Annotated in this window: 14 protein-coding genes; 5 read left to right on the plus strand and 9 right to left on the minus strand. The window is 59.1% G+C overall.

Going from position 1 to position 24,107, the window contains the following annotated elements:
- Positions 1–27: 27 nt before the first annotated feature.
- Positions 28–2,400, minus strand: a complete 2,373-nt coding sequence (locus AWX27_RS07300) for a glucose/quinate/shikimate family membrane-bound PQQ-dependent dehydrogenase (RefSeq protein ID WP_060420510.1) — start codon at positions 2,398–2,400, stop codon at positions 28–30.
- Positions 2,401–2,547: 147 nt separating this feature from the next.
- Positions 2,548–4,692, minus strand: a complete 2,145-nt coding sequence (gene pqqU, locus AWX27_RS07305; protein WP_060420512.1) for a TonB-dependent receptor PqqU — start codon at positions 4,690–4,692, stop codon at positions 2,548–2,550.
- A 527-nt stretch (positions 4,693–5,219) separates the two neighbouring features.
- On the opposite strand from pqqU, the gene AWX27_RS07310 reads away from it, so the two are divergent.
- Complete coding sequence (locus AWX27_RS07310; protein WP_060420515.1) at positions 5,220–15,236, plus strand: non-ribosomal peptide synthetase; 10,017 nt, start codon at positions 5,220–5,222, stop codon at positions 15,234–15,236.
- A gap of 130 nt (positions 15,237–15,366) precedes the next feature.
- On the plus strand, positions 15,367–16,356 hold the full coding sequence (locus AWX27_RS07315) for an aldo/keto reductase (RefSeq protein ID WP_060420518.1): 990 nt from the start codon (positions 15,367–15,369) through the stop codon (positions 16,354–16,356).
- On the opposite strand, the gene AWX27_RS07320 is transcribed toward AWX27_RS07315, so the two are convergent.
- The gene (locus AWX27_RS07320; RefSeq protein WP_060420891.1) at positions 16,353–17,246 is read right to left on the minus strand and encodes a LysR family transcriptional regulator; all 894 of its coding nucleotides are present in this window, start codon (positions 17,244–17,246) and stop codon (positions 16,353–16,355) included. The genes AWX27_RS07315 and AWX27_RS07320 overlap by 4 nt on opposite strands.
- 173 nt (positions 17,247–17,419) lie before the next feature.
- Between AWX27_RS07320 and AWX27_RS07325 the strand changes: the two genes are divergently transcribed.
- A complete protein-coding gene (locus tag AWX27_RS07325) occupies positions 17,420–17,815 on the plus strand; it encodes a (R)-mandelonitrile lyase (protein WP_060420524.1) in 396 nt (131 codons plus the stop codon).
- A 37-nt stretch (positions 17,816–17,852) separates the two neighbouring features.
- Here the strand turns inward: AWX27_RS07325 and AWX27_RS07330 are convergent, their stop codons facing one another.
- The 5 genes from AWX27_RS07330 to AWX27_RS25285 form a co-directional block, all read right to left on the minus strand.
- Positions 17,853–18,590, minus strand: coding sequence for a helix-turn-helix domain-containing protein (locus AWX27_RS07330; RefSeq protein ID WP_060420527.1), 738 nt, complete (start codon positions 18,588–18,590; stop codon positions 17,853–17,855).
- A 160-nt stretch (positions 18,591–18,750) separates the two neighbouring features.
- Positions 18,751–19,326 (minus strand): O-methyltransferase, encoded by a 576-nt coding sequence (locus AWX27_RS07335; protein ID WP_060420530.1) that lies wholly within the window; start codon positions 19,324–19,326, stop codon positions 18,751–18,753.
- Positions 19,327–19,383: 57 nt separating this feature from the next.
- Positions 19,384–20,418: an alpha/beta hydrolase gene (locus AWX27_RS07340; protein ID WP_080432903.1), complete on the minus strand. Its 1,035-nt coding sequence runs from the start codon at positions 20,416–20,418 to the stop codon at positions 19,384–19,386.
- 8 nt (positions 20,419–20,426) lie between these two features.
- On the minus strand, positions 20,427–20,981 hold the full coding sequence (locus AWX27_RS07345) for a DJ-1/PfpI/YhbO family deglycase/protease (protein ID WP_060420536.1): 555 nt from the start codon (positions 20,979–20,981) through the stop codon (positions 20,427–20,429).
- Positions 20,982–21,102: 121 nt separating this feature from the next.
- Positions 21,103–21,273: a hypothetical protein gene (locus tag AWX27_RS25285; RefSeq protein ID WP_171523659.1), complete on the minus strand. Its 171-nt coding sequence runs from the start codon at positions 21,271–21,273 to the stop codon at positions 21,103–21,105.
- 257 nt (positions 21,274–21,530) lie between these two features.
- On the opposite strand from AWX27_RS25285, the gene AWX27_RS07350 reads away from it, so the two are divergent.
- A complete protein-coding gene (locus AWX27_RS07350; RefSeq protein ID WP_060420539.1) occupies positions 21,531–22,346 on the plus strand; it encodes a helix-turn-helix domain-containing protein in 816 nt (271 codons plus the stop codon).
- A 109-nt stretch (positions 22,347–22,455) separates the two neighbouring features.
- A complete protein-coding gene (locus AWX27_RS07355) occupies positions 22,456–23,316 on the plus strand; it encodes a LysR family transcriptional regulator (protein ID WP_060420542.1) in 861 nt (286 codons plus the stop codon).
- A gap of 165 nt (positions 23,317–23,481) precedes the next feature.
- Here AWX27_RS07355 and AWX27_RS24430 read toward each other — a convergent pair whose 3' ends face one another.
- Positions 23,482–23,925 (minus strand): cupin domain-containing protein, encoded by a 444-nt coding sequence (locus AWX27_RS24430; protein ID WP_072265419.1) that lies wholly within the window; start codon positions 23,923–23,925, stop codon positions 23,482–23,484.
- Between the last annotated feature and the right edge of the window lie 182 nt (positions 23,926–24,107).

Raw genomic sequence — 24,107 nt, forward strand, 5'->3', positions numbered from 1 at the left:
TGCTTTGCAGGGTATTACCGGTGGCGGTTACTTCTGATCGGGCAGCGCGTAAGCGACCACATAGTCGCCCAGCTTGGTGCCGAAGGAACCGTGGCCGCCGGCGTAGATCAGGACGTACTGCTTACCGTTGACCTCATAGGTCATCGGCGTCGCCTGGCCGCCGGCCGGCAAGCGCGCTTCCCACAGTTTCTCACCGTTGGTCACGCTGAAGGCGCGCAGGTAGTTGTCTGCGGTGGCGCCGATGAAGAACACGTTACCGGCGGTGGTCACCGGGCCGCCCAACATCGGCATGCCCATTTTGAACGGCAGTGGCAGCGGGGAGCTGTCGCGCACGGTGCCGATGCGTTTTTTCCACACGATGTCGTTGGTTTTCAGATCAACGGCGGAAATGTAACCCCAGGCCGGCTGTTTGCACGGCAGGCCGAACGGTGACAGGAACGGGTTCAGGGTAACGCCGAACGGCACGCCATACTGCGGCTGGATACCGGTTTCGGTACCGCTGCCGCCCTTGTCGCCTTCCGGCGGCTCAATCGGGTTGCCTGGGCCGCGTGGGATCAGTTTGGACACGAACGGCAGCGCGATTGGGTTGGCGATGGCGATTTCGCGATCGGTATCGACGGCCAGCCCGCCCCACTCGAACATGCCGAGGTTACCCGGGAACACCAGCGTGCCCTGCTCGGAAGGCGGGGTGAAGGTGCCTTCATAACGCAGGCTGTGGAACATCACGCGGCAGACCAGCTGGTCATAGATGGTCGCGCCCCACATGTCTGCACCGGTCAGTTTCTTCTCAGGGCGGAAGGTCAGCTCGGAGAACGGTTGGGTCGGTGACAGGCGATCGCCTTTGGCCGGCCCCTGCGGTACCGGTTTCTCCGGCGCCGGCACCACCAGTTCGCCGTTGGTGCGGTTCAGCACGAAGATGTTGCCGGTTTTGGTCGGCACGTAGATGACCGGCACTTTTTTACCGCTCTTGTCGGTAATGTCCGCCAGGGTCGGCTGCGCTGGCACGTCCATGTCCCACAGGTCATGGTGAACCGTCTGATAGAACCAGGCCAGCTTGCCGGTGGAGGCGTTCAGCGCCAACAGGCCGCTGGCGTAGCGCTCCATTTCCGGGGTGCGGTTGCCGCCCCAGATGTCCGGCGTGGCGACGCCCATCGGCAGATAGACGATATCCAGCTTGGCGTCATAGGCGGCCGGTGCCCAGGAGTTCGGTGAGTTCGGCACGAAGTGATGCTCGTCCGCCGGGATGGCGTTCGGATCTTTCGCGCCCGGATCGAAGGCCCACAGCAGCTTGCCGCTGTTGACGTCGAAGCCGCGGATCACGCCGGAAGGCTCACGGGTGGAGTAGTTGTCGGTCACGGCGCCGGCGACGACGATCACTTTATCGGTGATCACCGGCGGCGAGGTCGGCTCGTAGTGGCCCGGCGTCGCATACGGCATGTTGCTCTGCAGGTTCAGTTCGCCGTTGTTGGCGAAGTCCGGGCACGGTTTGCCGGTTTCGGCGTCCAGCGCGAACAGGCGGCCGTCGTTGACCGGCAGAATGATGCGGCGTGCGCACATCGCCGGTGCTGCGTTGCCGGCAGCGTCTGCGGCGGCAGCGGTTTCGTGGTAAGACACGCCACGGCAGGTGATGTGCTGGAAGGTTGGGTTGTACTTCAGCTGCGGATCAAACTTCCATTTTTCTTTACCGGTGGCGGCATCCAGCGCAAACAGCTTCTGGTGCGGCGTACACATGTAAAGGGTATCGCGGATCTTGATCGGCGTGACTTCGTTGGTGATTTCACCCGGATCGTTGGCGGTCTTCAGATCGCCGGTCTGGAAACGCCAAACCTCTTGCAGCTGGCCAACGTTTTTGTCGTTGATCTGGCTCAGCGGCGAGTAACGGGTGCCTTCCTGGGTGCGGCCATAGGCCGGCCAGTCGGCGCCGGTGGTGTCTTTAGGCTGTACCTGCGCGGCGTCGAGGGTGCCGTTGATCTCTTGCGGATCGTTGAACACGGCATAGGCCAGCGCAATGACGGTGATGACCAGCGCCGCGCTCAGCGCACCGTAGGCGAACTTGCCGTTGGCCACCAGCTTACGGTAGATAAACGGCAGTACCAGCCACAGGCCGAAGAAGAAGGTGACGTCCAGACGCGGCGTCAACGCCCAGAAGTCCGGGCCGACTTCCCACAAGGCCCAAACGGTGGTGCCCAACAGGAACACGGCATACAGCAGCAGCGCGGTGGCGCGGCGGCGGAACAGCAGCCAAGAGGTCGCCAGCAGCACCAGCCCGGCGATGATGTAATACAGCGAACCGCCCAACTTGGCCAGCCAAATGCCGCCGCCGAGCAGATAAAGCCCGCTCAGGGCGGCAAACAGCGCCGTTATGACGATAAGCGGCGATAGTGACGCTTTATTTTGCATAGCAATACCCTTACCAAAAATGAAAGTCCCCGATTTAGAGATTAAGCCAAATCGGAAAAAACACGCGGTTTCTCCCTAATATTTCAGCGGGAAGCCGCTAGGGTGACGTAAAACCCATCCCGTCTTTTAACCTTAAGGTGCTTTGCCTTATTCAAAGCGGTAAGACAAGGTGGCGCCGCCACCCCAGTTGCGACCCGGCGCCGGCTCGAAATAGCGGCCGTTGCCTTCGTTGACGATCACCGAACCGACGTAACGGCGATCGAACACATTATCTACCCGGCTGAACACGTCCAGCGCCCAGCGGTTCCAGGTAAAGCGATAGCCGGCGTTTACGCCGGCCACGGTGTAAGAGGGGGCCTGCGCGCTGTTGGCGTCGTTGGCCTGAATGTCGCTCATGTAGCGCAGCTCCGCGCCGGCGTGCCAGCCTTCCGGCGGCGCAAAGGCCAGCGAAGCGTAGCCCATGTTGCGCGCGATGCCCGGCAGGCGATTGCCGGCGGGAATGGTCTGGGCCGGGGTACAAACGGCTTTGCCGCACATATCGCTGCGGTAGGTGGCGTCCAGCAGCGTCCAGGCCATATGCAGGCGCCAGTCCAGCGCAAACTCTTGATCCAGCGCCAGCTCCAGGCCGCGCCGCCGGGTTTTGCCGGCGTTGGCATAGCTGGTGCGTCCGCCGCTGCTTTCCGCTACCACCAGCTCGTTATCGGTATCGGTCTGGAACAGGGCCGCGCTCACCAGGCCGTTGCCGAGGCGCAGTTTGCTGCCCAGTTCGACGGTATCGCTGGTGGAAGGCTGTAGGCCGATGTTGAGGCCTGACTGGCCGTCGGGACGGTAGGAGAGCTCGTTGATGGTGGGGGTTTCAAAGCCGCGGCCGGCGGAGAGATAAACGTTCCACGCCGGATTGATCTTGTAGTTGAGCGAGCCCATCGGCAGCCACTGGTGGTAGCGTTTGCTGCCGCTGTCGTCGCCGTTGCGCGGCGTGATGTAGTAGTCGGTCGAGTCGAAGCTGACCGTGCTGTAGCGCAGGCCGGCGTCCAGCGTCCAGTGCGGCGTCAGTTGCCAGGAGGTTTGCAGGTAAGGATCCAGGTTCCAGATGCGGTTCTTCTCGTTGCGCCGCTGGTCGCCTTTCTCGCCGTAGTCCACTGTGCCGTCTCGCAGAATAAAGTTTTCGAACCCCTGGCGGCGTTCGGTCATGGTTTCATAATCCAGACCGCCGATCAGTGTTACCGGTAACGATGCGAGAGTATCCTCATGCTTCCAGCGAGTGTCAATGCCCTGATATTTTCTTTCCAGCACGATCACCCCGCCGGCGTGGGTGGGGTTGAGCTGCGGCCCCATCGGGATTGATTGGTATTGCGTGGTGTGGCGCTCGCCGTGGTAGGCGGTCAGGGTCAGTTCATCGCGCTCGCTCATCTGGCGTTGATAGCGCAGGCCGGCCTGGGTCTGGTCGAGCGATTTGCGGGTGTTGTATTGATCCGCGCGCGGCGCCTGGCGCGGGTTGGCCTTCCATTCCGCCTCGGTCAGGCCGCCCGGATCGCCGGCGTCAATCGAGACGCTGTTGAACATCAGCGTCAGGGTACTGACGTCGTCCAGCCGCACGCCGAGCTTGCCGTTGCCGAGGTTTTTCCGCGCAGCGCTGTGATCGCGGTAGCCCTGGGTGGTAAAGCGGGTGCCGGAGATGGCGTAGTTGACGTCGCCGGCCTGGGTACCGTCGCCGGTGGCGCCGGTCGCTTTCACCCCGTAGCGCCAGGTGTTGTCGCTGCCGAAATAGCCGCCGGCCTCCAGCGTCGGCGGCTGGGTGCCGGTTATCGTATCAACATTGATAACCCCGCCCGAGGCGTTGCCGTACAGCGCGGAATAAGGGCCGCGCAGCACCTCGATGCGTTCGACGGAATTGATGTCGATATTGGAGGTTTGCCCCTGGCCGTCGGGCATGGTGGCGGGAATGCCGTCGACGTACATGCGCACCCCGCGCACGCCGAACATCGAACGGCTGCCGAACCCGCGTATCGACATCTGCAGATCCTGCGCATAGTTTTGCCGATTTTGGATCTGCAGGCCCGGCACGCTGCCGAGGTTTTCCGACAGGTTAATCTGCGGCGCGGCGTTGCGCAGGGTTTCGCCGTCGATCACGCTAACGGAGACCGGCGACCCCAGCTCGGTCAATCCGGTGGGTTGCGCCATCACCACCAGGGTGTCGCTGTCTTTTTGCTCCGCCGCCAGGGCCGAGCCGATACAGATCGGCTGCAGCAATAACAGGGTTGCCGGGGTCAAGGCGGGACGTTTTTTATTCATCAGATAATTCTGCCAATAATGCTGAAAGAGTTGCCCGCAAAGGGGCGAAAATAGCCATTTTTGACTCCCTGTACTGGCATTCAATGGGAAGGAAACTGCATCCTGCAAAGAGTATAGGATATTCCGACATCGTGCGCTTTGGAATAGCGCAGCAGAAAGAGGTGTGTTTTTAATTAAGAAAATTCTCTATTCAATAGTGATTTGCCGGGCGTTTTTAAATTACCCTCACTTATCTTAAATATAATCCTATTTGTTTTTTTAATTTGTTTATTTCATTTATTTTATTAATGAATGCAATGTGGTTAATCCATTGATGGAAAATCAAAATCAATCCTAATTAATTGTTTTTTATGATGTTTATTTATTTGTATTTTTGTGGCTTTATTTTTTATAAAAATAAAATAATATTCGCACTTATGTTTTTAGTTTTTCAGCTAACAGCTCAATCGCATAACGGCCACGCTATTTATTTAATGCATAAGTAGTGGTTGATATATTTTTGGAATATATTAAAAGGGAATTGCTTTATGAACGTGCTCATCGCTTCACCTTATACCCACACGTTTTGGAATGAGTACGTGCTCAATCCACACTCCTGCGAGTACAACCTGGTGCTGGATCAGACGATTGAGGGAGAGCTGGACGTCGGACGATTGCGCGCGGCGATCGACGGGGTTTGCCGGGACTATATTCTGTTTCACCACGTTTTGGATGACAGTTCCTCGCCACTACGCTGGGTAAAGACGGCGAAAAAAATTGCGTTGGAAACGCTCGATGCCGATTGTGATATCGGTAAGTTAATCAACACGCCGTTCGATCTCCGGGAAGGGCCGCTGTGCCGCTTCTACCTGATTGAGCTGGCCCCTCAGCGCTATAACCTGATCATTGTCGTTCATCACATCCTGATCGACGGCCTGTCGGGGCAGGAGTTCTACAGCGCCGTTTCTGCCTATTACAATCGCGGCGCGGCGGTGGCGCCGCCGCAGGCGGATGAAACGGACATCTGCACATTGTACGAGCGTTATGAGGCGGATGTCGCGACGTTGAAACACGAGTTCGGCTCTGCGTCATTTTGGGGCAACCTGCTGGCTGAATGCGCTCCGCGCGTGGCGTTGCCTTATCTTCCCGGCGCAGCCCCCGAAGCGCCCGGTGCCGGTGAAGTGCGCTTTAGGTTACCGTTCGCCGAGTGGCAGGCGCTGAAATCCGGCGTCAGGTATGCCAATCCTTTCCTGATATTCAAAACGCTGTGGGCGTTGCTGATCGCCCGGCAATCCGCGCAGGAAACGGTGCATATCGGTTATCCCGTCGCGCCGGAGGGCGGCGAGGCGCTGTTCTTCGGCGCACAGGTCAATACCGCCGTGTTTCCCTTGACCCTCGCCCCGGGGGCCACGTTCAATCAGCTGTACCGCGCGACGCTGGCCTACAGCAAAGCGCTCAAGGCGGCAGGCAAGCTGCGGCACAGCCAGTTGCCGGTTTATGACATGCTGAGCCTCAGCCCGGTGCGTCAGCTGAACGTCAACTTTACCCAGGCTTACCTGAAAGATGCGCCGCTGGCGCTCGACGGTTGTCGCATCGGCGTCAATCATCGCTTCAACGTCGATTTGGCCGGTTCGGAACTGCTGCTGGAGTATCAGCCTACCGAGCAGGCCTTTGAGTTTCGTCTGCGCTACCGCCCCGATCTGTTCGACGCGACCCAAATGACGGAGATGGCGGAGCAGTATCTCTGGCTGTTGCAGCGCGCGTTAACCGAACCGGACGCGCCGATTGCCGCTTGGCCGCAGCTGACGGCGCAGCAGGTTTTACGCTGCCGCGACGGCTGGGAGAGCGGGCCGGCAACGGCCGATGCGGAAGCGACGCTGCTCGAGGGCGTGGCCAGACAGGCGCGCCGTCACCCGGATCGCGTCGCCGTGACCGATGCCAAAGGATCGCTCAGCTACCGCCAGCTGGCGCAGCGCAGCGATCGTCTGGCGCTGCGGCTGCGGGCGGAGTATCAACGGCTGTGCGGCGTGGCCATGCCGCCGGAGACGCTGATCCCGCTGTATCTGCAGCGCAGCGCGGAGGCGGTGGTGGCGATGCTGGCCATCATGAAGGCGGGCGGTGCCTATGTGCCGCTGGATCCCGCCGCGCCGGCACAGCGGCTGGATTATATCCTGCAAGAGGTCAACAGCCCGATCGTCTTGACCGAAAACGCGTTGCAGGCTGCGGCACAGCGATTGGCGCCAGGCGGTCTTTGCCTGTCGGCAGATGAACCGCTCGCCGACGCGGATGCCGCAGCCTTGCCGAGTGTGGACGCCCGGCAGTTGGCCTACGTGATTTACACCTCCGGCACTTCCGGGCGGCCAAAAGGCACGCTGTGCGAGCACCGGGGCGCGGCCAATATGGTGCGGGGCCACACGCAGCGTTTGTTGTGCAATGAGCCGGATGCGCTCAACTGCCTGCAGTTCGCGTCGCTGGCGTTTGACGCGCACGTCTTCGAAGTGTTCGTGGCTCTGGACAATGGTCACCGGCTGTTCATCGCGAGCGAAGCGCAGCGGCGGGATCCGGCGAAGTTGTGCGAACAGATGGCGGCCTGGGGCATCGAGGCCTGCTTCCTGCCGCCGGCGCTGCTTGGCACCTTGCCTGAACTTCCGGCTTCGGTGCGCTATCTCGCGACCGGCGGTGAGGCGACCGCGCAGGAAGCGCTCGACCATTACCTGGCCAGCGGCATGCAGGTCGCGAACATGTATGGCCCGACCGAAGCCTCGGTCAGCGCCAGCCTGAATATCTATCGCCGCAACGGCGCGCGCAATATCGGCCACGCTATCGCCAATATGCGTTGTTATGTGATTGACGAGAAAGATAATTTGTTACCGTTGGGCGTAGAAGGCGAGCTGTGCCTGGCCGGCGTGGGGTTGGCGCGGGGATACCTGAACCTGCCGGCGCTGACGGCGTCCACGTTCGTCGCCAACCCATTTGAACTGCGGGAACCGTACCGGCGCCTGTATCGCACCGGTGACAGAGTGCGGCGCTTGGCCGACGGCGGTCTGGAGTATCTCGGGCGGCACGATCAGCAAATCAAGATCAACGGCTATCGCATCGAATTGGGCGAAATAGAAATGCAGCTGCGTGCGCTGCCTGAGGTGTCCGAGGCGGTGGTGAGTCTGCGTCCCGGCACTACGGACCAGCTGGCGGCCTGGTATGTGCCGCAAGCTGGCGCGGAGCCGGAGGCCGGCGACATCTTGCAACGCCTGGCGGCGCAGCTGCCGCACTACATGTTGCCTTCGGCGATGCGGGCGCTGGCGGCGCTGCCGCTGACGGTGAGCCGCAAGGTCGATTACCGGGCATTGCCGGAACCGCTGCCGGTCGAGCCGCAAACGGCGTTTCGCCGGCCGGGCACGCCGCTGGAGACCCGTCTGTCGGCGCTGTTCAACCGGCTGCTGGGGGGCGATGTTGGCGTGGACGACAACTTCTTCCGCCTCGGCGGCAACTCCATTATGGCCATCAGGCTGTGCCACGAAGTGAATAAACTGCCGGGGGCAAAGATCTCGGTACTGACGTTGAATCAGCATCCGACGGTGGCCGCATTGAGCGAGCACATCGCCGCCCAACGGCAGGCGCCGCCGGATGAGCTGCCGATCCTCTCCGGCGGGCTGCGGGAGGCGCCGCTGTCGCTTCAGCAGTCGCGGCTGTGGTTTGTTCAGCAACTGTCGGTGAATGCCACGCATTATCTGTCGCCGGTGCTGCTGCGGCTGCCGCCGGATGTCGATGACGAACGCTTTGCGGCGTGTCTGCAGGCGATCGTCGAGCGCCACCAGATCTTGCGCAGCCTGATCCGCCAGAATGACCGGGGCGAAGCCAGTCAGTGGGTCAGCGACACCGTGCTGCCGGTACCTTTGCTGACGCTGAGCGCCGATGAATTTGACGCTGCGCTGGCGCAAGCCTGCAGCCAGCCGATGGATTTGACGCGCGAGCTGCCGCTGCGCGCCACGCGCTACCGTTATCGCGATGCGGCGGAGCGGGAAACGACCGTTTGCCTGTTGGTGTTCCATCACATCGTCTTTGACGGCTGGTCGCTTGAGGTGCTGTTGCAGGAATTGGACGCGCGCTATCGCGGGACGTGGCGTGAGGCGACAGAGCCGGCGTTGCAATACCTCGACTATGCGTGCTGGCAACAAGCGCCGGAAAATGTGCAGCGCCGGGCGGACGAATTGGCCTTTTGGCGGCAAGCACTGGCAGGTTGCCAGCAACTCGATCTGCCGTTGGACTTTTTGCGGCCGGCGGTCTTCGACGAGCGCGGTGACAACAGCGAAGTGCCGTTGCCGGCGGCGCTGGTGAAGGCGCTGGATGCGCTGGCACGCAGAGAGGGGGTGACGCTGCATGCGGTGATGCTGGCGGGGTTCATGCTGCTGTTGTCCCGCTACAGCGGCCAGAACGATGTCATGGTCGGTACGCCGCTGGCGAACCGCAACCGCCCCGAATTGGAGAATCTGATTGGGTTCTTCGTCAATACGCTGCCTTTACGCCGGCGGCTCGATCCGCGTCATCGCGTCGCCGAGTTTGTGCGGCAGGTGGCGGCCACGACGCTGCAGGCGCAGCAGCATCAGACGCTGTCGCTGGAAGCGCTGGTGGACGATCTGGCGCTGCCGCGCGATTTTTCTCGCCATCCGCTGTTCCAGGTCATGTTCGCGCTGGAGAGCGAGGGCGGCGCGCAGGCGCGCCCGGACTGGCTGTCGGTGGTCGATCTGAGCGCTTATGAGCGCACCGCCAAGTTCGACCTGACGCTCACGCTGACGCCGCAGGGCGAGCAGATGCGTGCGCGCTTCAACTTCGCTTCGGCGTTGTTCAGCAAGGCGTCGATGGAGCGGCTGGCCGGTTACTATCTCGCCGTATTGCAGCAGATGGCTCACCACGACGACTGGCCGCTGGAAAACATCCGCTTGCAACCGCAAAGCCAGGCGCTGCCGGCCGGATCCCCCTTCGGCTATGCGTTTGAACGCAGCCTGCAACAGGATTTCGTGCAGCATGCGCGGCGCAATCCGCAGGCCGTGGCGGTAGTCGACGAGCAGGGGGAGATGACTTACGGCGAGCTGCACGAGGCGGCGTTGACGCTGGCCACTCAGCTGCGCGTGCAAGGACGGGTGACCGGCGACGCCATCGCCGTCATCGCCGGCAAAGGGCGCCGGCAGCCGGTAGCCCTGCTGGCGGCGCTGATGTGCGGCAAGGCGTTCTTGCCGATGGAGGCGGCATGGCCACCGCAGCGGCGGCTGAAAGTGATGGCGCAGGCCGGCATCAATACGCTGCTCAGCGATGCACCCTGGGCCTGCGCCGAGATCAACCTGATCGAACTGAATGCCGCAGGGCTGGCGGCGCAGCTGCCGCTGCCGGAACAGCGCCTGCCGGCGCTGGATGCCGGGCCTGACAGCCTGGCCTATATCATTTTCACCTCAGGATCGACCGGCACACCGAAGGGCGTGGCGATCGAACATCGCAGCGCGGTGAACATGCTGGAGGGCGTGCGGCGGTATTTCGGCCTCAACGAGCGGGATCGCAGCCTGGCCCTCAGCGCGTTGAGCTTCGATCTGGCGATCTTCGACATTTTCAGCCCGCTGAGCGCCGGCGGTGCGGTCGTGATGCCGGCCGAGCGGGACAGGAGCAATCCGCAGGCCTGGTATCAATTGATGATGGACCATCGGGTGACGCAATGGCTGAGCGCACCGGCGCTGATGGAGCTGTTGCTGGATTATGTGAACGGCGCGGAGTTAACGGCAGGGCCGGCACCGGCGCTGCGGGCGGTGATGGTAGGGGGGGACTGGATCGCCACCTCGCTGCCGGAACGCTGCCTGGCCTGGGCGCCGCACGGCCGTTTTTGCAGCGCCGGCGGCGCGACGGAGGCGGCGATCTTCACCATGCTGTACGAGGTCCCGCGCGGTCAGAACATTCGGTCGGTCAGCATTCCTTACGGCAAACCGTTGCCGCACCAGCGTTGCTATATCCTGGACGCCGGGCGACGGCCCGCCGCGCCGGGGGTGCGAGGGGAAATCTATCTGGCGGGTGAGGGCCTGGCGCGCGGGTATTACGGCGATCCGCAACGCACCGCCGAGAGTTTTTTCTGGCATGACGAGCTGCAGGAGCGGGTGTACCGCACCGGCGACGCGGGCCGATGGCTGGAGGATGGCAACGTGGAGTTTATGGGGCGCCTCGATCAGCAGATCAAGCTGAACGGCTATCGCATCGAGCTGGGGGAGATAGAACATGCGGTGCTCGCCTATCCGGGCGTGACCGCCTGTTGCTGCGTGCTCGTCACGCAACCGCAGCCCTGCCTGGCCGCGTACTACGTTGCCGATGAGACGATCGCCCCCCAGGCGCTGGCTCAGCACTTGAGCAGCCAACTGCCTCCGTACATGGTGCCGCAGGCGCTGATGCAGCTGGCGCAGCTGCCGCTGACCGAAAACGGCAAGATAGCCCGACAGGCCTTGCCGCAGCCGGAAAGGGCGGTGCGTGAGTTCGTCGCGGCGCAGGGCGAATGGGAAAACGCCTGTCTGGCGGTGTGGCGCGATTTGCTGCAGCGGCAGGATATCGGCGTGGAGGACAACTTCTTCTCGCTGGGGGGCAACTCTCTTCTGGCTATTCAGGCCTGTTATCAGATCGGCCGGCGGCTGGCGCGTGAGGTAACGCTGAGCGAGCTGGGGCGGTTCCCGACGATCCGTTCGCTGTGTCGCGCGTTGCAGCAACAGGAGCAGGGCGCCGCGCCGGTGTCGATCCCGCCGCTGCGGCAACGGGAGTATCCGCTCTCTTCTTCACAGCTGCAGCTGTGGTTTATCGAGAATCTGAACGGCGGCGGCAATCTTTACCATGTGCCGATGCTGTTCCGTCTCGGCGACGAGGTGTGTCTGGCGGCTTACGAGCGCAGTTTACAGGCGGTCGTCGCCCGGCATCAGGTTTTACACAGCCTGATTGTCCAGATGCCATCCCAAAGCGCCGTATCCCGAGCCTGTGAACTGACGCTTTCGCTGGAGCGCGTGACGCTGGAGGCGGCGCACTGGCCGGACAGGCTGCGGCAGGATATCGACCGGCCGTTCGCGCTGGGGGCGGAATTGCCGATCAGGGCGGCCGTTTACCGGGTGGCGCAGCCGGATGGTGGGTGGGTGAATTACAGCCTGATTCTGGTGCATCACCTGGCGTTTGACGGCTGGTCGCAGCCGGTGCTGCTGCAGGAGCTGGACGTGCTGTATCAGGCGCAGCGGCAAGGGCGAGAGGCCGGGCTGGCGGCGTTGCCGTTGCACTATGGCGACTATGCCGTCTGGCAGCGGCGCTGGCTGGATTCCGTTCAGGCGGATGAGGCGAAAGCCTATTGGCGCCAAGCCCTGGCGGGGTGGCAGGCGCTGGAAATGCCGCTCGATTTCGTGCGGCCGGCTCGCTTCGATCATCGTGGCGCCAACCACGTCATCGCGCTGCCGGAGGCGCTGGTGGTGCAGGCGGCGCAGTTCGCCCGGCAGCAGGGCGTCACGCCGTTTGCGCTGTATCTTGCGGCCTTTAATTTGCTGCTCGGTTACTTCAGCGGCCAGCAAGACATTCTGGTCGGTACGCCGGTTGCCAACCGACCGGCGGCAGAGACCCGCTCAGCGATCGGATTCTTCGTCAACACGCTGCCGCTGCGCTCGCAAATAGACGATGCGGCGTCGCTGAACGATTATGTGCATCGCGTCTTTGACGGCGTGCTGCAGGCGCAGCGGTATCAGAATTTGCCGTTGGATCAGCTGATCGAACTGCTGCAGGTGCCGCGCGATCTGTCGCGCCATCCGCTGTTCCAGGCGCTGTTCGCGCTGGAGGAGGTGGGGGCCGCGCCGGCCTGGCTGGCGCCGCAGGATCTGCTGGCGCACTACCAGGCGGCCAAATTCGATTTGACGCTGAGCATCCAGTCGGCGCCGCAGGGCGGGCGGGCGATCTTCAACTATGCCACCGCCTTGTTTGCACCGGCTACGCTGGCGCTGCTGGGGGAGTATTATCTGACGATCCTCACGCAGATCGTCAATCACGGGGAGCAGCGCGTCAGCCAGTTGGCGCTGATCTCGGAGAGTGAAATGGCGCGGCAGCGCGCCTTCCATCAATCCTGTCCGCCGGCCTACGATTTCGAACGCGCCATCCATCATGACTTCATCCGTCAGGCTGAGCGCGATCCGCAGCGGGTGGCAATCGTCGATGAATGGGGCGAGCTGAGCTACGGTGAGCTGTATCGGCGGGCGCTGACGCTGTCGTTGCAGCTGCGTGAGCACGCGGACATGCGCGCCGAGACCATCGCAGTGATGGTGGACAAAGGGCGGGCGCAAATCATTGCGGTGCTGGCGATCCTGATGGCCGGCAAGGCCTATTTGCCGCTGGACGGTGCCTGGCCGGAACGCCGCCGCCTCGATATCGTCGCGCAGTCGCAGACCCGGGTGATTCTGAGCAGCCGGGAGTGGGGGGCCAGCGGCGAGGCCAGGCTGTTGACGATCGATCCGCAGGGGGCCGTCATGGGGTTGCCGCCGGCTCCGCCGGGCGAGGCTGTTTTGCCGGCACCTTCCGCGCTGGCCTATGTGATCTTCACCTCCGGCTCTACCGGCGCGCCGAAAGGGGTGGCGATAGAACATCGCGGCGCGGTGAACAGCATCATCGATACGTTGCACCAGCTGGAACTCGGCGCGGACGATCGCGGGTTGGCGCTCAGCGCGTTGAGTTTCGACATTTCGGTGTTCGATATTTTCGGCCTGCTGTCGGTGGGGGGCGCCATAGTGATGCCGTCCGAAACCGAACGCTACCAGCCTGAGGCCTGGCATCGGCTGTTGATGACCCAGGGCGTAACCTTCTGGAACTCCGCGCCTTCAGTGATGACGCTGCTGGTGGAGCAGTTGGAGTCCGCCGCGTCGCAGGCGCAGTGGCCGCAGCTGCGCAATGTGGTGCTGGTGGGCGAGGTGATCTCCCGCCAACTGCCGGCGCGTATTCGCCAATGGCGGCCAGGGTGCCGGATCGTCAGCGCCGGGGGCGCGACCGAGAGCTCCATTTGGTCGATCCTGTACGACATCCCGGAAACGCCGATCCTGGCGCCCAGCGTGCCTTACGGCCAGGCGATGGCGCATCAGCGCTTTTACGTGCTGGATCGCCATCAGCGCGTACTGCCGCCTTGCTTGCCGGGAGAGCAATATATCGGTGGGGCCGGCGTGGCGCGCGGCTATTACCGCAATCCGTCGCTGACCGAAGAGAAGTTCATCTACCATCCGGAACTGGGGGAGCGGCTTTATCGCACCGGCGACGCCGGCCGCTATTTGCCGGACGGCAACCTGGAGTTCCTCGGCCGTATGGATTTTCAGGTGAAAATCAACGGCTACCGCGTTGAGCTGGGAGAGGTCGAGCAATGTGCGCTGGCGTTCGGCGCGATCAAATCCTGCTGCGCGGTCGTGCTGTCGGAGGCGCATCGGCAGCGCCTGGCGCTGTATTACGTCAGCGAGGCGCCGCTGGATGAATCGGCGCTGCTGGCCTTTATGAGCGGGAAACTGCCGTTGTACATGCTGCCTGCGGCGCTGATGCGGCTGGACGCTCTGCCATATAACTCCAGCGGCAAACTGGATCGCAAGGCGTTGCCTGCGCCGGCGGCGAGCGAACCGCAGGCCTATGTCGCTCCCGCGAACGAGCTGGAACAGCAGCTGTGCGCGCTGTGGCAGGCGGCGCTGCAGTGCGGGCAGGTCGGCATGACGGACGATTTCTTCCTGCTGGGCGGCACCTCGATCAAGGCCATTTCCCTGTGTGTCGGCATGGGGGAACTGATGGCCGGGCCGGTGCCGGTGGTGCAGCTGTTGCAAAGCCGCACCCTGAAAAACCTGCTGGCCGCCAACGAACGCCGCCTGGTCTTGCCGCTTAACCGTTGGGCAGAGGGCGCGCCCGTCGTATGGATGATCCACCCGGCGCTGGTGGGGGCGGAAGCGTTTCACGCTTTCGCTCAGCCGTTGCAGGGGCGATTCAACTGTTACGGCGTCGACAACCATAACCTTTACCATCAACCGGCCATCGACTCGCTCGGCGATCTGGCCGAACGGTATCTGAACGACATGATCGCCGCCGGCCTGCTGCAAGGCGCCGGGCCGGTGCGCATTCTCGGTTGGTCGCTGGGGGGCATCATCGCGCTGGAGATTGCCGCCCGGCTGGAGGCGCGCGGCTGCCGTAACGTGCAACTGTATCTGCTGGACAGCTTCTACCGGCAGGCCACGGCGGAGTTGCCTTTGGAGCAGCTGTTGCCGGCGTTGGGCATCGAGGGCGAGGCGGCGACACGCGCCATGGCCGCAGGGCAGGCGGAGCGACGGCTGTCTGAGGGGAGTCTGAGCCGCAGGCTGCAAACCACGAAGGTGACGTTGTTCAAGGCGATGGAGGGTAACCCGCAGTTGCCGGAAGCGGTCACGGCACCGCTGCTGGCGGTGGAAGATAATGGGCTTGGCGCCGCCTGCGAGCGGCTGCAGGTCATCCCGCTGGCTTGTCATCACCACAACATCCTGCTGTGTGAGGCGAAGATCGGGCAAGCGCTTAACGAGAGTCTCTGATTCATGAGCCTGGCTCATAGGCCCAAGCGTATTTCGCCCCATAGTCATGGCGGCGGTTGCGTTTTACAGTCATCACACCGGAGCGGCTCCGCGCCAGGCGGGGCCGGTATCAATCAGCGGGAGAGTGAAGATGCAAACACGCAAGTTGGGGCGAGAAGGGCTGGAAGTATCGGCGTTGGGGTTGGGCTGTATGGGGCTGAGTTTTGGCTACGGCCCGGCCACCGACAAACGGCAGGCGATCGAACTGATCCGCGCCGCGGTTGACGAGGGGGTGACGCTCTTCGATACCGCCGAGATTTATGGTCCGTTCACGAACGAGGAGCTGCTGGGCGAAGCGCTGGCGCCGGTGCGCGATCGGGTCGTCATCGCCACCAAATTCGGTTTCGATCTGCCGCAGCCGGCGGGGCAACAGGTGTTGAACAGCCGTCCGGAGCATATTCGCCGGGCGGTGGAGGGTTCGCTGAAGCGCCTGCGGATAGAGACGATCGATTTGCTGTATCAGCACCGCGTCGATCCCGAGGTGCCTATCGAGGAGGTGGCCGGTACGGTGCAGCAACTGATCCGCGAAGGGAAAGTAAAGTATTTCGGCCTGTCGGAAGCCGGTGCACAAACCATTCGGCGAGCTCACGCGGTGCAGCCGGTCACGGCGCTGCAAAGCGAATATTCGCTGTGGTGGCGCGAGCCTGAGCGTGAAATCTTGCCGACGCTGGCAGAGCTGGGCATCGGTCTGGTGCCGTTCAGCCCGCTCGGCAAGGGCTTTCTCACCGGCGCCATTACCGAGAACACCACTTTCGACAGCGGCGATTTTCGCAACGTGGTGCCGCGCTTCAGCGCCGAGGCGCGCCGGGCCAATCAGGCGCTGGTGGATGTGCTGGGGCAGATAGCGCAGCGCAAGGGCGTGACGCCGGCGCAGATCGCTCTGGCCTGGCTGCTGGCGCAGCAGCCGTGGATCGTGCCGATCCCGGGAACCACCAAGCGTCACCGGCTGGAAGAAAACCTCGCGTCGGCGGCGGTCGCGTTGGCGGCGGACGAGCTGGGCGAGATTGAGCGCGCGCTCTGCGCGATCGACGTGATCGGCGATCGCTACCCGGCGCATCTGCAGAAAAACGTCGGGCGTTAAGCCCCGCGCCGCAGCGCCTCAATCAGCAGCGCAAAGGCGGTGGTGTGCTGCCTGCGGCTCGGATAATAGAGGTAATAGCCGGGAAACGGTGGGCACCAGTCGTCCAGCGCCATCTGCAGCCGGCCGTCGGCCAGCGGCTCGGCGACGGTATCTTCCGGCACGAAGGCGATGCCGAGGCCGAGCTGCGCGGCGTCGATCCGCTGGCGCAGGCTGTTGAAGGTCAGTTGCCCCTCCACCCGCACTTTAATCTCCCGGCCATCGCGGGCAAATTCCCAGGCATACAGCCCGCCGAGGGTGGGGAGCCGCATATTGATGCAGCGATGGTTTTGCAGCGCTTGCGGCGTGGCAGGGAGGCCGTAACGGGAGAAATAGTCAGGGGAGGCGACGGGCACCATGCGCATGTCCGGCCCGATGCGCACCGCGACCATGTCCTTCGCCACCTGTTCTCCCAGCCGGATGCCGGCGTCGAAACGCCCGGCGACGATGTCGGTCAGGCTGTTGTCGACGGTGATTTCCACGTTGATATCCGGGTAATCGACGAGAAAAGTGCGCAGCACCGGCCACAGCACCGCATCCACCGCGTGTTCGCCGGCGGTGATGCGGATGTTGCCGGCGGGCCGATCGCGCATTTCACCCAGCGCGTTCAGCTCGCTTTCAATCTCCGCCAAGCGCGGGCCAATGCTGTTGAGCAGCCGCTCACCGGCTTCGGTGGGGGCGACGCTGCGGGTGGTGCGCGTGAGCAAGCGCAGCGCCAGGCGCTCTTCCAGCCCACGAATGGCGTGGCTGAGCGCCGATTGGGAAACCCCAAGCTGCGCCGCCGCTTTGGTGAAGCTGCGCTCCCTGGCCACCATCAGGAAAGCGATCAGATCGTTAAAGTTTTCTTTCAACATACCGGCACCGAAGAGGAAGGTGAGCGCACTGTCGCGCGTAGATTTATGAATTGAGCTCATAGCTCCTTGCGCATTTTACCCGCTAGTCGCCGGAAAAGCATGGCGCTATCTTGGCATCACTGACTCATGACGATCAGCACCGGCGGTGAGAGCCGGCGCGGAGGACACGACAGATGAAAATACAACGCAGCGGTTCGATCCCATCACAGCGCGGTTCGGCAGAATATTTTACCGGGCAGGTACGCATCGACGCGCCGTTCGCCGGTGACGCGCCGGCCAGGGTGGGCGGCGCGACCGTCACCTTTGAACCCGGCGCCCGCACGGCCTGGCATACCCATCCGCTCGGCCAGACGCTGGTCGTCACCCAGGGGCGCGGGTGGATCCAAATGTGGGGCGAGACCACGCAGGAAATGCACCCCGGCGATATCGTCTGGATCCCGGCAGGCGTCAAACACTGGCACGGCGCGACGCCGGACACCGCCATGACCCATATCGCCATCGCCGAAGCGGTGGACGGCAGCCCGGTGACCTGGCTGGAGGCGGTCAGCGAGGCGGAGTACCGGCAATAGCCCGATGGCGAGACTCAATCGATGTTGCGGCGATGATTTACCCCAGCCTGATGATCGGGATCAGATAATCGCAGCGAAAAGTGCCGGGATCGCTCGTTGTCGCCTGTTCAGCATAAACCAGTTTGAGATCTGAACCTTCCCTGCGACTTAACCTGTTGAGGGGCAGAATTGAGTCATACAGCGAGAGGACGAAATCGAGTAGCTTATTGTGGGGCCCGGCGTAACGGAACACGGCATATCTTCCCGGTGTTACAGCGGATTTTTCGCTGCAGAAGCATGACAACATCATCCGTATATGAGGTGCGTCGAGTGCCGGAGGATGAACGCGCCATGGAATCGAGGAATAACGCCTGGCCAGGTCGCTTAGGCGCCGGTGGGTAAGGTACATAAATTCAGTTTGCGGCACTATGCCGCTGTCGATTTGCAATGGGGGATGCAGCGTGCTCATGTCCCATTTTTCGTGCTGGCGGTAACGGCTGGGGGAGAGGCCGAACTGCCGCGTGAAAGCACGAGTGAAAGCTTGCTGACTGTCGAATCCGTATCGCTTGGCGATATTATAGATAGAGTTACGGGTTAAGCGCAGCGCCAGTGCGGCTTTTGACAGTCGGCGAACGCGAATGTAATGCCCTAAATCTTTGCCGGTGACTTTCTTGAACTCTCGCTGCAGGTGCCATTTGGAATAACCACTGCGCTGAGAAACAGCATTCAGCGTCAGGTCACTCTGCAGGCTGGATTCGAGCCACTCCAGCATTTTATGAATAATAACTTTTTGCATGAAATTATCCTTGTCAGTGAATTCAACGATGCCGCTCTGGCAAGAGTGTCAGTGGGGGAAATAGGGAATGATGCGAATAGAACGCCGCGGCGTTTAGCTAGACGAGGCGGATGATTTTGTCCGGGCGAGTTCTGCTACAGGCAATTTCCGCGTGTGATCTTCATCCGGAGCGTTTTCTGAAGATGCGCGTGTTGGCTTGCTCGATAGGCGGCAGTTCGCGCCAGATTTCGGCAGAAGTCAAAAACGCCATGACTTTGGCATCGTTGCAGAGAGATAAATTGGAACAGGCCAGAACGCCCTGCGATGCGAGACGATGATGTATCTTCTTGAGCAACGTGATTTCCGGTGCAAAACCGTCGAAGAAGGCAAAATCGTATTCTGTGTCTAACGTATCGATGACGGTGTTGAAATCGCCGTGGTGCACAGTTATCCGCGATGAAAGGCTAAGCCAGGCGGTATTGTGTCGGGCAAGTTCAACGTTCACGTCATCTCTATCTATAGTGTCGATCGCTGCCTGAGGAGCTGCGAGCGCCATAACGCATGAGGTAAAGCCGATGGCCGTGCCTAACTCCAGTATCCTGGTGGGGCACAGATTGCTAACGGTGTCGTAGAGTCCGACAGCGTCTTCGAATACGTATGACCAGTTGCCGCGTTTACGCTGTAATCTTTTGGTTTCCTGATAAAGGGTGGCCAGCGGCGCCAGCGTTTCCTGGTTTGTTTTGCGTGGGTGGGACATGGTGAAATCCTGCTCGTGGGGGCGTCCGCTCGATAACGGCGAACGCCTGATGTGGAATTAAAACTTGTTAAAGAAATTGGCGACGTGCGGTACTGCTGCATCAACGGTGAGCGGATCCTGATAGAACTGGAGTTGGTTTCTGCCGCCAAACCAGACCAGCTGTTTATTGCTGCTGCCAATGCTGTCAAACAGCTGTCGCGGGATTTGTTCTCCGCTCGCGGCGCGTTCACTGTGGATCATTAGCACGGGTTTTTGCAGATCGGCGATCGCTTTACTGCTGTCTCGTGCCCAGATCCCCGCTTCGCTCATGCGAGTCATTTTATTCTCCCAGCGGCCACGGTGGTTGGCCAAGACGTCATGCTGCGCCCAGGGAGCGTAGAAATTGTATATGGCTTCCGCAGTCAGATAAGCCGATTTATCTTCAGTGCTGACCACCGGGATGTATTCTATTTCACCGGCTTGCTCAAAGCGTTCACGGGCTTTAAGCGCCATGCCAACGCGATTGTCGATCGCCTCTTGCGACTGAAGATAAAGCATCCAGGTTGCCGGCACCAAATACTGCCCTGCGATCAGGGCAGTGGCGCGGATTAACGGATTGGAATTGACCGCATCAATGGTCCAGTTAACGCCTTGGCACAGCCCTAGCGCGTAAATGCTTTCTTCATCCACACTGTCCAACTGCGAAAGATAAGCGACCGCTGCGTTCAAATCTTCGGTTTTGTTGGCGCCCCAGTCATAGCCGCGCGGTTCGCCTGACGATTCGCCAAAACCGCGAGGATCAAAGGTCAGTACGGTAAAACCGTGTTTGACCAAGCGGCTGGCGTATTGCAACGGTGCCTGTTCCTTCACGTAACTGATCGGCCCCATCACGGCGATTGCGGGGGTGCGGTAAGCTGATTTTGCCGGTGAAAAGAGATTGCCGACAATTTCCACCCCTTGGCTATCAAAGGTGATGCGTTCAACAACATAATCAGTGACTTGCAGACGAGCATTCTCATCCCAGTCCTGGGTTTTAAATTCACCCACGTTGTTTCTGGTAAGAAAACCGGGTTCGGAACCGGCATGTTGCGCTTTGAATGCTTCATTCATCATTGTGTTCCTTATAAGCCTAATTCTTTTGCGATTGCCAGGGAGAAAGGTTCCAGGTCCCCTGGGTTTCTTGAGGTGATCAATACCCAGCCATTTTCGTCCGAACGGACCACGGGAGCGTCGCTCCAGCGGGCGCCGGCATTGGTCAGGTCTTTCTTCATCGTATGGTAGGACGTCAGTTTTTTGCCCGCCAGGCGGTCGGCTTCGACCAGCAGCCAGGGGGCATGGCAAACCGCCGCTACGGGTTTGCCGGCGGTGATGAATTCGTTGACCAACCTGATGGCGTGCGTGTCGATACGAATATTATCGGCGTTGACCGTCCCGCCCGGGATGACTAATGCATCGAAATCAGCGGTTTTAATTTCATCGCTGAGCAGTCGATCGGCATTAACAATTTCGTCTTTATCGGTATCGTTGACAAAAGTCTGCACGCGTAAGCTTTCCGCCGCCGCGTGCACAACCTCTGCACCTTTAGCGGCAAGGCGAAGTAATGGGATAAGCAGTTCATCTTTTTCCACACCGATGTTATAGGTAATGAAAAGGATTCGTTTATTTAACGTAGACATACAGATTTCCTTCAAACATGAGGGCCATGGGGATAATAGCAACGCAAAATTGCGCCCAACCAGTCTCTGGCAGAGCCACCTTGTTACAAGTATGAAGAGATGAATGGTATGGTTATGTTTATCAGCAGGTTATAACAACATCTGATTGATGTTGTTTGTTTAATATTTTGCTGAAACATTGCTCTTGCCGTTTCACTTCCAATATAAACTCATCCGGAGTCAGTTTATGATTGATTCCCGCTAAATAGGCTAGCGCCAGCTCTTTGGCCGTGTAATGATTAAATTGATACATGATCATCTCCGAGGGGTATAAATGTGTTCTTGTTAAATCAGTGGGTGACATAACTTTACCGTTTTACTCGTTGTCCAAACAGTCTCTGACAGTACCAGTTTGTTATAATTGTTTCCAAGCGAGGGCGGGCGTTCTGCTTCGGCGATATGACAGAAAATAAAAATGGCGGGAGAGGTCATGAGGTGTTATTAATTAATAATGAATAACGTTATTTTACGCCCCCTGATAACGTCGGACCCAACGAAACAGGATGTTGTATGAATATGTTGATCGAGCAGATTCGCAGTTTTTTTTACAGCCGAAGATGTCGCTTGAAACCCACTGATTTTGGCATTTTGGATGATGGAAAGAATAGACGGGTCAAAGGATTACGTAGAGAGGAGTTGGCCGAGCAGGCGGGGTTGAGCGTAGAATATTATACCAAGTTGGAGCAGGGGCGAGTGAGCAACCCTTCGTTGCAGACGCTGTCCGTTCTGGCTGATGTACTCAGGTTAGACGCGTCGGAACGGCAATATTTGTACTTGTTGTTTAACCGAGAGCGGCCTCTTTCCTCTGCGGAAATATATTCTGACGCAGCAACGCTGCAGTTTTATATTGAGTCCTTTGTGTTGACGCCTGCCTATTTTCTGGATGTACGGCTTGACATCATAAGTCCGAATTTTTTGGCCAGAAAGCTGATTACCGGCACAGATGAAAGTGTACATGAATTGAATCTGGCGCGAGTGGTTTTTCTGGATGATGAGGCAAAGAACCGCTACGCCACCTGGCGTGAGAAGGCTGAAGATACGGCGGCTATGTTGCGTTTTGCGATAGCTCTTTTCCCGCAGGACACGTATCTTTTTGAACTGCATGCGGAGCTTTATGAACGAAGCGATCTGTTTCGCCTGCTCTGGAATCAGCATCGCGTCCTGGAAAAAACCAACGGGTATCGGCCGTTGGTTTATCCGGATGGCACACGGCTTGAAACTTCTTACGAGACCTTTACGCTTAACCAAAATCCTTTATTGCGCCTGGTCGTCTATTTTCCTAATGATATGGCGACTCGCGAACGCCTTGCTGCCTTGCAACAATAGCGTTGTCTGGTTTTTTATCGATTAGAGGCGGCTGGTCTTCTGAGGGTTTTATTTTAAATGCAGATTATTAGTCTGTTTTATAGTAAGAAGAAAGGAATCAAGCGATAAAATGAAGTTACATCAGTTAAGCTTATTCTGTGCAATTGTCGAAAATGGAACCATTGCCGCTGCGGCCAAGAAGCTGAATTGTGTTCCGTCCAATATCACTATTCGGTTGAAACAGCTTGAAGAGCAGTTGGGGGCGAAGCTATTCAATCGAGAAAAGAACCGATTATTGATAACGCCACAGGGGCGCATACTTTACCGCAGTGCTAAAGACTTATTGTTGCGTGCTGTCAATATTGAACATTTATTCAATAGAAATACTGCAGCGAACGGTGTTTTTCTTGTCGGCGCTCTGGAGGGGGTGCTGTCCTCTCACATGCCTTCATACATTGTCAATCATCGAATGAAATACCCCAATATAGAATTGCATATCAGGTCTGATAACTCTCTTAATCTGGAGCGAGAGTTACTCGAAGGGGCACTCGATCTCATCATTACCGATGGTCCCATAGAGCATCCGTTGCTTTCCAGCACGTTGGCGTTTAGGGAGCGATTAATGTTGATTGTGCCCCCGTCCTTGCCGGCAACCATCGATCTTGGCTTTCTGGAAACACTGGATCTTTATACATTTAGAAAAAGCTGTAGCTATCGACACCTGATTGAATACCTACTTTCGAGTAAAAAAATCAAACCTAATATGATATTGGAGATGGAGTCGTATGATGTTATCACCGCCTGCGTAAGTGCCGGTTTGGGGTTCTCTTTGGTACCGGAAAGTATTTTAGAAAAGTGCTTTCCAACTCAGAGTAAAATACAGGCCATGGAGATTCCTGAGCTTGAAAGGAATGATTTATTTTTTGTATGGAGAAAGAGTGATGACGCATCAATACTGGTCTCTGACTTTGTATCAGGTGCGTTCTGCTAGACCTTATTCTTAATGCCATTATATCGGTGAGTGAGGGGGGTGTTTGGCGGGACAGCCCTTCTAAAGCTGGGGCTGTCCATACAAGATATTTTAACTAACAGGGTATTTAATCCAAAGTGGCATTGGATATCTAAATTGAAAAAGCATACGGCTCAGTTTCAGTTATCAATACTCATCCACTTCGCCTGGCTCTGATGTAAACGTCGGAACACCCTTAACTGCAGAATAAGTCAATATCAGCACTGTCTCGGTATTCCCACTGATACCACGATGTACGCCTCCGACCGTTTCAGGAAAGGCCTCACCGGTTTTAAACGTTTGTTTTTTACCAGAGTCTCTGTCTTCGATAGTAAGCTGGCCTTTTAAAACATAACCTGCGTTTGGATAGGGGTGTGTATGCCAGGGAAGCGCCGTGTTGGCAGGAATCGTCATTCTGATGACTCTTAGATCAGGTTGGCCGGATGGGTAACTTTTGTAGGGTGTGCCATCCCAGGCTGACGTACTTTCCACCAGCTGCTCTACTTTAGCAGAAGCCGTCTTTTGATCTTTGGAAAATGCGGAAACGGACGTTAGAAGGACTATTGTGGATATTAAAATGTGACTTTTCATAGTGCACTCCGGCAATGTTTAAGGGAGATCACGATGTTGTTATAACGAGGTGCTTACATCGGATGGGGAATTTATAGCAAAGCCCATTTCCTGCCGAAAGTAACTTTTTTTAAGCACAGCGGTGAATATTTTTGACTAAATGAATGTGATGAGCGCTTTTCAATTTTACGAGATTGAAAATA

Source organism: Serratia sp. 2880STDY5682894, assembly GCF_001537385.1.
GTDB lineage: Bacteria > Pseudomonadota > Gammaproteobacteria > Enterobacterales > Enterobacteriaceae > Serratia > Serratia nevei.

What these genes read in the sequence shown, in the direction of transcription:
- AWX27_RS07300 (WP_060420510.1), bottom strand. Translation starts at nt 2,400, where the DNA reads ATGCAAAATAAAGCGTCACTATCGCCGCTTATCGTCATAACGGCGCTG.
- pqqU (WP_060420512.1), bottom strand. Translation starts at nt 4,692, where the DNA reads ATGAATAAAAAACGTCCCGCCTTGACCCCGGCAACCCTGTTATTGCTG.
- AWX27_RS07310 (WP_060420515.1), top strand. Translation starts at nt 5,220, where the DNA reads ATGAACGTGCTCATCGCTTCACCTTATACCCACACGTTTTGGAATGAG.
- AWX27_RS07315 (WP_060420518.1), top strand. Translation starts at nt 15,367, where the DNA reads ATGCAAACACGCAAGTTGGGGCGAGAAGGGCTGGAAGTATCGGCGTTG.
- AWX27_RS07320 (WP_060420891.1), bottom strand. Translation starts at nt 17,246, where the DNA reads ATGTTGAAAGAAAACTTTAACGATCTGATCGCTTTCCTGATGGTGGCC.
- AWX27_RS07325 (WP_060420524.1), top strand. Translation starts at nt 17,420, where the DNA reads ATGAAAATACAACGCAGCGGTTCGATCCCATCACAGCGCGGTTCGGCA.
- AWX27_RS07330 (WP_060420527.1), bottom strand. Translation starts at nt 18,590, where the DNA reads ATGCAAAAAGTTATTATTCATAAAATGCTGGAGTGGCTCGAATCCAGC.
- AWX27_RS07335 (WP_060420530.1), bottom strand. Translation starts at nt 19,326, where the DNA reads ATGTCCCACCCACGCAAAACAAACCAGGAAACGCTGGCGCCGCTGGCC.
- AWX27_RS07340 (WP_080432903.1), bottom strand. Translation starts at nt 20,418, where the DNA reads ATGATGAATGAAGCATTCAAAGCGCAACATGCCGGTTCCGAACCCGGT.
- AWX27_RS07345 (WP_060420536.1), bottom strand. Translation starts at nt 20,981, where the DNA reads ATGTCTACGTTAAATAAACGAATCCTTTTCATTACCTATAACATCGGT.
- AWX27_RS25285 (WP_171523659.1), bottom strand. Translation starts at nt 21,273, where the DNA reads ATGTATCAATTTAATCATTACACGGCCAAAGAGCTGGCGCTAGCCTAT.
- AWX27_RS07350 (WP_060420539.1), top strand. Translation starts at nt 21,531, where the DNA reads ATGAATATGTTGATCGAGCAGATTCGCAGTTTTTTTTACAGCCGAAGA.
- AWX27_RS07355 (WP_060420542.1), top strand. Translation starts at nt 22,456, where the DNA reads ATGAAGTTACATCAGTTAAGCTTATTCTGTGCAATTGTCGAAAATGGA.
- AWX27_RS24430 (WP_072265419.1), bottom strand. Translation starts at nt 23,925, where the DNA reads ATGAAAAGTCACATTTTAATATCCACAATAGTCCTTCTAACGTCCGTT.